This window comes from Halomonas sp. (genome assembly GCF_052095695.1).
Lineage (GTDB): Bacteria > Pseudomonadota > Gammaproteobacteria > Pseudomonadales > Halomonadaceae > Vreelandella.
This window is the reverse complement of the sequence record NZ_JBQDLQ010000164.1, coordinates 1-3,498: the sequence shown is the minus strand read 5'-3', so window position 1 is coordinate 3,498 and position 3,498 is coordinate 1. Positions and strand designations below refer to the sequence as shown.

Below are 3,498 nucleotides of genomic sequence, written 5' to 3'. Positions count from 1 at the left end.
ACGGTCGCATGTCGATAATCTGTGCCGCACGGGCTGGGCCCACGTTCGGCAGCTCGGTTAGCTGATCAGCGGTAGCGTCGTTCAAATCGATGCAATACACCGGATCATTAGCCGCTTCATACTCCAGGCCATCAAAGGCCGTGAGCTGAAGCTGCGCGTTCCCCAGCGCAATCCATACGGGGGCGTGATCCGAGATGATGCCGCGGGCGGTCACATGATCGGCTTCAAACAGCTCTGAAAACCGTACGATACCGCGATCCGTAATCGTCAACTTTCCCGGCGTTTTCCAAATGTTGTCATAAAGATTGCTCCACACACCGTCAGTTATGCCGAGTGTTGTGGCACCGTCCGTAATAGCGGGAATGGCACCTACCCCGCGTAGCGGCGCCCAGCCGTCGTGAGAGGGCCGTAGATTGAAATCACCCGCCAGTAAACGCGGCGTGCCCGGATACACGTCTTCTAACCACTGCCAATAGCTTGCCAGGGCCTCAATTTCTGGCAGTCGGTCACCGATACTACTGCCATAGGTAATGTGAACGTTGGCCAGGGCAAATGCCTGCCCCGTGCGATCGCTGCGGAACTGCGCCGAAAACGGCTCACGAGCAAACACGTCTCGACTGTCGATATAGACCACCGCACCACTGTCATACGATACAGCGGCGTCACGCCATAAAAACCCGTAGTGCTCACGGTAGGTGCTACGACCAAGCGCATGGCTTGCCATGCTCGACCACTCTTCGCCACTGATGGCTTCTACCTCGGCCTCAACCTGCACTAACGCTTCTTCATTCATCAATTCTTGAATAGCAACAATGTCAAAGTGCCCTGCGACATGGGCCACTTTGTCGAACCGTTTATCGTTGTTCCAGCCTAGATTCTGGATATTCCAACTTCCGATGATGATGTCAGCCTGAGCCAGTGACGGTACACAGAGTGCGATGGCAGCAAGCCATCGCCTTACAGATCCTTTCATGGACGTTCCCTAAAAACAGTGCCACTGGGGGTAATAGGTTGCAGGCGACACAGCATGCTTTGACAGCCTACCGTGTGCTGCCATGATGTAAAGAACACCAGGGTTCGTAGCGAGTGACCTCATTATGTCGAAGAAAAATCATCAGGGGGATAAGCCATTGGAACGCAATAGCGTCAGCGATGACGCCATTGACCAGCGAGACCCGTCTTTAAAGAAGCTGGAGGGCTCCGTGCGCGAATACCGCCAGCCTTTTGAGCCGGTGGGTATTAGCGATTGGGAAGCGGTGATGCTGGACGGATTAACGCCTGAAACGGCCCATGCGGATGCGTTGGCATCGCCGACCTTAAGAGAATTCGGAGAAGAACCAAACAAATAATTGGGCTCTCGACACTCAATAAGCTAGTGCGGCAAGCAAGGGAAGATACTGTGACATTATGCAGGCCGCATGAGGAAATCGACATGCCAGTGGCAACGCGAGCTTGATCTCCTACCCTATTGATGACCTCTTCTCGTTGGCATCGCCACACAGAAATGCTAAATGTGGCGATGCCATGTTCAGAGTTTCAGTGTGGCAAGGTGCTCTATAAATCGCTGTGAAAACGCCATATCGTGCTCCCACTGTGTCTTCCCTGCAGCCGCAGCGGTCGTAGTAGTGACCGGTGCTCCAAACACCACCGCTACCGCCTCATCTTCCACTTCTGCGGCCTCTGCCTCAGGCAGTTTTACGTTATCCAGCGGTGTTCCCGGCGCGGTGTTGCCATACCAAGGTGCAGCAGGCGCCGATGCAGTCGAAATCACCGTGACAACCGCCTTTTCATCGGGAAGGTCGTCGTCAATACGATACGCATAGCGACGTAATAGCGACTCATTGAGAATAAATAAGTAACAGTCAGCGTCATACAAGCCCATGCGTCGAATGATCCGCCCCAATACTTGGCGGAAATGTTGCTCGGTACGAACACGGCTCAGGTAACAGCACACGCGCAAACGCGGGATGTCAACCCCTTCGCTGATCATCCCCACGGACACAATCCATGCCTGCGTCGAATCACGAAACGCCTGCAGTTTAGCGTGCGCATTGGGCGTTTTACTGGTCACCAGGCAAACATCTTCGCCTTGATCTATTAGCCACTCAGTGACTTCTTCTGCGTGCTCGATGTCAGCGGCGACCACTAGCCCCCCTGCCGCAGGCTGTGCCTGGCGTAATGCTTTCAGCTGGGCGACGCCTTTTGTTAACTGTGCATCCATCGCTGTGTCATGGCGCAGTAAGTCGGCATAGCTGACGCCAGGGTGGCGAAGTAAGCGTGGAATACTCGAAAACTGCTTTTGCTTGGGTCGCTGTTTGCCCTTGGAATGACTGATCGTCAGCTGAATATGCCGATTATCGATTAGTTTGATATAGGGGAGTCGGCAGACACCATCGCGAACGGCTTCTTGCAGTGTGTAAACAAAATCCGGTACCAAGCGCTGCTTGAGCGGTAGCGCTTCGTCGGCTGGTATATCCAGGTAACGCATTAGGGGCAGGCAACTGCCATCGGTGCGCCACGGCGTGCCCGATAAAGCCAGGGTGTATGTCATGTAACGCTCCAGCAATAGCAGCGCCTGGCCCCACTCATTCGCGCCTTTCTGCGTACCGGGCACTCGCCCGGCATGATGGCTCTCATCCCAGATTAGAAGCACGCGCGATTGCGCACCCAGCTGCTGCAGCGCGCTCAAGCGCGTACGCAGTGATTGATAAGTGTAACACCCACCACGCGCGCCCAGATCGCTGTCCATGGCCAACCCCGTGACACTGGCAAGGGCTTCTTCCGCTTGGCTTACCACTTCCGTACTGGGGCCTAGGTACAGCACATAATCAACCTCGCCACGCTGAAGCAATTGATCCGCCAACACCGCCGCCATGAGCATTTTCCCTGCCCCAGGTGTAGCTTGACAGAGAAAGTGTGGTTGTTCGGGAGATAGCTGAGCAAGTGCTTTTGTGAGGCAGCGCTGCTGCCAGTCGCGAAGTGGGGGATGTTGCGCCAAGTGAGTAGGTATGTCGCGCAATTTCATGCGTCATCCCCCTCCTCTGCCAGTTTCTGCTGAACCTTTGCGTAGGCTTTCAGTTTTTCACCCAGCGCGCGTGCCTGCGCTTTTTCCTCCTCGAAAACCGGTGAAATTTTATCCCGTGCATCAGGGTATTTTTCCACGATTTCCTGTAGCGCCTGGAGCTGAAGATGGCTGTCCTCCATCTGCTCACGCAGTTGTTCACTATCTCGACGCAGCTTGGCCGTTAACGGCTCAGCGTCGCTGGAAGCCTGGGCACTTTCTAGACCAGAGCGGTCATTTCCAGAATTGAATGCATTTGCTACCAGAAATAGATCCCGTTGCTTAAAGCACGGATGCAAGCCAACCCGCTCAACCTCACCTCGCTTTACGCGCTTGTTGATTTGATCGCGCACGAAGAGACGCAACGTTTTTTGATCAAACGCCGCTAGCCCGGATTTCTCATAGCACCTCAGCCAGTACCACCTCCAAGCCGTCAT

Annotated in this window: 4 protein-coding genes; 1 reads left to right on the top strand and 3 read right to left on the bottom strand. The window is 54.7% G+C overall.

The genetic code is table 11. The annotated features are described in order from the left end of the window. Positions 1–973, bottom strand: a 973-nt coding sequence (locus tag ACTH5D_RS17655; protein WP_441673510.1) for an endonuclease/exonuclease/phosphatase family protein, incomplete at its 3' end; no start/stop codon positions are given. 124 nt (positions 974–1,097) lie between these two features. Here ACTH5D_RS17655 and ACTH5D_RS17650 point away from each other — a divergent pair. Beyond that, on the top strand, positions 1,098–1,349 hold the full coding sequence (locus ACTH5D_RS17650; RefSeq protein ID WP_193092726.1) for a hypothetical protein: 252 nt from the start codon (positions 1,098–1,100) through the stop codon (positions 1,347–1,349). A 179-nt stretch (positions 1,350–1,528) separates the two neighbouring features. Here ACTH5D_RS17650 and ACTH5D_RS17645 read toward each other — a convergent pair whose 3' ends face one another. Continuing rightward, on the bottom strand, positions 1,529–3,025 hold the full coding sequence (locus ACTH5D_RS17645; protein ID WP_193092725.1) for a DEAD/DEAH box helicase: 1,497 nt from the start codon (positions 3,023–3,025) through the stop codon (positions 1,529–1,531). Then, positions 3,022–3,498: hypothetical protein (locus tag ACTH5D_RS17640; RefSeq protein ID WP_441673507.1), on the bottom strand; the 477-nt coding region annotated here is incomplete at its 5' end. The genes ACTH5D_RS17640 and ACTH5D_RS17645, both read right to left, overlap by 4 nt.

Excerpts from the sequence above, each read along its gene's own strand:
- ACTH5D_RS17650 (WP_193092726.1), top strand. The coding sequence starts at position 1,098 with ATGTCGAAGAAAAATCATCAGGGGGATAAGCCATTGGAACGCAATAGC.
- ACTH5D_RS17645 (WP_193092725.1), bottom strand. The coding sequence starts at position 3,025 with ATGAAATTGCGCGACATACCTACTCACTTGGCGCAACATCCCCCACTT.